Source organism: Gammaproteobacteria bacterium (assembly GCA_013696315.1).
Taxonomy (GTDB): domain Bacteria; phylum Pseudomonadota; class Gammaproteobacteria; order JACCYU01; family JACCYU01; genus JACCYU01.
In genome coordinates this window covers 1-4,936 of record JACCYU010000127.1, presented here as the reverse complement: position 1 = coordinate 4,936, position 4,936 = coordinate 1, and the positions used below count along the sequence as shown (strand labels likewise).

Genomic DNA, 4,936 nt, shown 5'->3' with positions numbered 1-4,936 from the left:
CAGGTCAGTCACTATCAAATCAAACGGGTTCAGCAACTGCTCAACGGCCGTCCCAGAAAAGTGCTGAACTGGAAAACACCCTTTGAAACTTTCAACGAACTGTTGCATTAGGAACTTGAACCCACCGTGGTAAAAACAATAGGCCCACTCACGGTCTTCGCGCCATCGCCGATGAACACACCACGGCAGGTCCACTCGCCGATGACCAGATCGGGAAACTCGGGCTCGCCGTTCTCGAATACGCCGGTGCTCGCGGTGATGGTGCCGGGCGGATAGATGTAGCCCTGGGTGACGAACTGGTTGCCATAGGCCGGGAGGTTGTCCGCTTTTCCGGGCCCCTCCTCGAAGACGAATTGCTCCTTGTCGAAGGCGAACCGGGTCGTGTCCTCGGCGACGTCGAAGCGGATGATCTTTGTTTCGGCCGAAACTTGGCCGGTGGTTACGGCGACGATCGCGGTCGCGACGAAGAGTAGTGAGCGCAAAGAGATTTTCTGGTTCATGACCTTAATCCTTCCAAAGTTGAGCGGTGTGGTTCAGCATCCATCACCAAAGGTTTATGGCTCCTGCGCCGCCTTTTTAAGCCTTGCAGGAGCCGCCAGTCATAAAGCTGCGGTTAGATTTCAGTTAAGATTGGGTAGGCTTGGTTAGGCCGGTGCGCCGCCGAAACGCCCATTGCGGCAATAGACGGTAAGCAAACACCGGAATGCTTAGCCCGGGAGTTGATGTGAGCCAGGTTCTTACAACCCGCGAAACCTTGAGAGTAGATGCCGCCAACGCCTGCGTGTGGCGCGGCGACGAGCCGATCTCACTTTCTCCCAAGGCATTTTCGGTACTCGTCTGTCTGGCGGAACGTGCCGGGCAACTCGTCACGAAGCAGGATTTGCTGGAAACGGTATGGCCACGCGGGTTTGTCACCGATGGCGTGCTCAAGGTCTGCATCCGCGAGATCCGCGGCGCCCTGGGCGATCCCTGCAAGGCGCCGCGATTTATCGAGACTCTGCACCGGCGCGGCTATCGGCTGATCGCAGAGTTATGCAGTGAGGCGCCGCCGAGCATCGCGACCGCTACGCCTTCAGTTTCCCCTATCGGCCGCGACGGTGTGCTCGCGAATTTGAGCGGCTGGTTAGCCCTGGCCTCGCGCGGCCAGCGCCAGGTCGTGTTCGTGAGCGGCGAGGCCGGCATCGGCAAGACCGCGGTGGTGGATGCCTTCGTCGAGCAAACGGCGAATCGCGCGCTGCTGGTAGGGCGCGGACAATGTATTGAGCATCACAGTGAGGGTGAGGCTTACCTCCCCATGCTGGAGGCGGTTAGCGAACTATGCCGCCAGGCCCCTGACGAAGAGATCATCACGCTGCTCAGACGCTTCGCGCCTTCTTGGCTTGCGCATATTCCGTGGCTGCACGATGTCGCGGGCGAAGAGACGCCGCAGCCTGATGCGCTGGCGTTCACTCGCGAGCGCATGCTGCGCGAGATGGCCGAACTACTGGAAGTGCTGACCGCCAGGACGCCCGTGCTGCTGGTGCTGGAAGACCTGCACTGGAGCGATTATTCCACTCTGGATCTGGTCTCCATGCTGGCGCGGCGGCGGGGTGTCGCGCGTCTGCTGCTCCTGATCACGTATCGGCCTGTCGAAGTGAATCTGGGCGACCATCCATTGAAGGGGGTCAAGCAGGACTTGCGGATACGCGGCTATTGCGAGGATCTGCCGCTGGATTACCTGAGCGCGCGGGATGTTGGCATCTATCTGGAACAACGTTTCCCGGACAATGCGTTCCCGAAGGCGCTGGCCGCATTCATCCACCGGCGCACCGAAGGCAATCCGCTGTTTATGCTCAACGTGGTCGATTATTTGTTGGCGCGGGGCTCAATTGCCGTGGATCAGGGCCACTGGGTGCTGCCCTCGGCAATCGAGGCGCTGCACACCGGCGTGCCCGAGAGCCTGCGCGAGATGATCGAGCGACAAATCGAACGGCATAGCGCCGAGGAGCAACATATCCTGGAGGCGGCCAGTGTCGCGGGCACGGTATTCACCGCGATTACCGTGGCCTCCGCCCTGGACACGGATGCGTGGGGTATCGAAAACACCCTGACGCAACTGGCGAGACGCGGGCAGTTGGTGCGGGACCGGGGTGTGAAAGAATGGCCGGACAACACGGTCTCGACAAGTTACGCATTCGCGCATGCGCTCTACGAGAATGTCCTGTATGAGCGGCAATCCAGCGCTAGACGCATGCAGTCCCACCGGCTTATTGCCGCGTGTCTGGAGCGTGCGTACGGGGCTAGAGTCACGGAGATAGCCGCCGAGCTGGCACTGCATTTCCAGCAGGCCAGGGCCTACGCAAAGGCCGTGACTTACCTGCGCCAGGCGGCCGCGAGCGCGATGGCTAGTTATGCCTATCGCGAGGCCATGGATTACCTCGCGCGCGCACTCACACTTCCCAGCGACGACTCCCAGCGCTACGAACTCATAAACCTCAAGGGCGAGTGCCTGCGCGATCTGGGTTTGACCCGCGAGTCCGTCGCCGCCTTCAAGGCGGCGCTTGAGCTTGCCGTTCACGCGGCGGACAAGACGCGCGCCTGGCTCGGCGTCGCCGCCAGCCAGCAGATAGCGGACCGGCACTATGAGGCGCTGGAGGCGCTGAGACACGCCGAAGGCGCAATGGCGGGGCAGGATCACTCCGAGTCCCGCGCGCGGATTTATTATCTGCGCGGCAATACTTACTTTACCCTGGGCGATATTGAAGGTTGCCTCAAGCAACACGAACAGGCGTTGGTCTCCGCACAAGAGGCCGGCTCGGCCAGGTGCGAGGCGCAAGCCTTGAGCGGTCTGGCCGACGCCTATTACCTGCGCGGTCGCATGCGCACCGCATACGAACACTTCGACCGGTGTATAGAGCTTAGCCGCCGCCACGGATTCGGGCACATCGAGGTGGCCAACCTGTCGATGCGGGGACTTACGCACTCGTACCAGAACGACTTCCACACCGCGTTGGAGGATAGCCTCGCGGCTGTCGAGATGGCGATCAGGGTCGGCGATCTGCGGGCCGAGATACTCGCGCGAGACAACGCGGCCCACAGCCTGCTGGAGATGGCCGATTGGCCCGCAGTGAAAGAGCATGGAGAACAAGGTCTTGCGCTGGCGCGCCGGCTGGGTACACGCTGCTTCGAGGCTTCGGCCATTGGCAATGTCGGCGTTGCTACGGCCGCGCTGGGTGATCGCGCGAAGGGCGAGCAGTTGCTGCGAGAGGCGTATGCAATCAGCCGGGAATCCGGGCTTGCGTTCGCGGGGCCGTGGATGCTGGGTGCGCTGGCGCTAGCCGCCACAGACGCCGAGACACGGCGCTGGGCATTGAGCGAGGGCGAGAAGCTCTTGGGCGTTGGATGCGTTAGCCACAACCATTTTTATTTTTTCAGAGATGCGATGGAGGTGGGTCTGCAAGACGAACAATGGGGAGAGGTCGAGCGCTACGCGCACGCTTTAGAGGACTACACGCGCGCAGAGCCGTTGCCCTGGAGCGATTTCCTGATTGCCCGTGGGCGTGCGCTTGCCGCATACGGGCGAGTGGATCGCGGTGACGGGACATTTCCAGAGCTTCAGCGCCTGCGCAGTCAGGCCGATCGCGAGGGATTAAAGGCATCGCTGACGGCTATTACTAAGGCGCTGATCGGGCAAGGTGTACAAGTCGAATCGGGTTCCCGGCCATGAAGGACCGGACGTCGCGGCAAGCAGGGTGGTAGCCCCAGGGTGTGCGGGATATTACGCGGGAACACCTATCCGCTACATCGCTGCCTGCGCCGCGCGCATCTGATGTTACCACCCGTGCGGTACGCGATCGGATCGACTGGAAACTTACCGGGGAACGCGCGTGAGCATTAAATCCGACAAATGGATACGGCGCATGGTCGCCGAGCATCGCATGATCGAGCCGTTCGAGGCCGAACAGGTGCGGACCAACGGGGAGGGACGCATCGTGTCGTATGGCGTGTCCAGCTACGGCTACGACGTGCGCTGTTCGGACGAATTCAAGATCTTTACCAACATCAACTCGGCCGTGGTCGATCCCAAGGGCTTCGACGACAAGAGCTTCGTGGACCTCAAGGCCCACGTGTGCATTATCCCGCCCAACTCCTTCGCACTCGCGCGTACCGTGGAATACTTCCGCATCCCGCGCAACGTGCTGACGATCTGTCTGGGCAAGAGTACTTACGCGCGCTGCGGCATCATAGTCAACGTCACGCCGCTGGAGCCGGAGTGGGAAGGCCACGTCACTTTGGAGTTCTCCAACACCTCGCCTTTGCCGGCCAAGGTATACGCCAACGAGGGCGTGGCGCAGGTGGTGTTTTTAGAAGCGGATGAGGAGTGTGAGACTTCGTACAAGGACCGCGGCGGCAAATATCAGGGCCAGCGCGGTGTCACCCTGCCGAAGACGTGAGCATCAGTTACTTCTTCCTGCGGCTCAATTATCGTTGCGGCTAAGTTCGAGCGCCATTTCGTAAACCCGGTTTCTGGTCTCGCCGGTGAGTTGCGCGGCGATTCGCGCGGCGGTTTTGAGCGGCAGTTCCGGCATCAGCAGGCTCAGCACGCGGCGGACATCAGCCGTGTTACTTTCTTCGAGTTCCGGCGCGCCGGCGACGATGACCACGAATTCGCCGCGGCGTTGGTTCGCGTCGTCTGCGAGCCATTGACACAGCGCTGCCAAGTCATCGTGGTGCAGCGTCTCGAAGGTCTTGGTCAGCTCGCGCGCGATCACCGCGCGGCGCTCGGGCCCGAAAGCGTCGCGCATGTCCCCGATGCTCGCCTCGATGCGGTGGCTTGACTCGTAAATCACGAGCGTGCGGGGCTCGGCCGTTAGTTCCTCCAGGCGTCGCCGCCGCGCGCCCGCCTTCGCCGGCAGGAAACCCTCGAACACGAAGCGGTCGGTCGGCAGGCCCGCGG

4 protein-coding genes are annotated in these 4,936 nt (G+C 61.8%); 2 read left to right on the top strand and 2 right to left on the bottom strand.

Annotated elements, in window-relative coordinates:
* Positions 1–107: 107 nt before the first annotated feature.
* A complete protein-coding gene (locus tag H0V34_07845) occupies positions 108–500 on the bottom strand; it encodes a hypothetical protein (GenBank protein MBA2491609.1) in 393 nt (130 codons plus the stop codon).
* 224 nt (positions 501–724) lie between these two features.
* On the opposite strand from H0V34_07845, the gene H0V34_07840 reads away from it, so the two are divergent.
* Positions 725–3,706, top strand: coding sequence for an AAA family ATPase (locus H0V34_07840; protein ID MBA2491608.1), 2,982 nt, complete (start codon positions 725–727; stop codon positions 3,704–3,706).
* Between the two features lie 160 nt (positions 3,707–3,866).
* Positions 3,867–4,433: a dCTP deaminase gene (locus tag H0V34_07835; GenBank protein ID MBA2491607.1), complete on the top strand. Its 567-nt coding sequence runs from the start codon at positions 3,867–3,869 to the stop codon at positions 4,431–4,433.
* A 24-nt stretch (positions 4,434–4,457) separates the two neighbouring features.
* Here H0V34_07835 and H0V34_07830 read toward each other — a convergent pair.
* On the bottom strand, positions 4,458–4,936 hold a 479-nt coding region (locus H0V34_07830), incomplete at its 5' end, for an rRNA (cytidine-2'-O-)-methyltransferase (protein ID MBA2491606.1).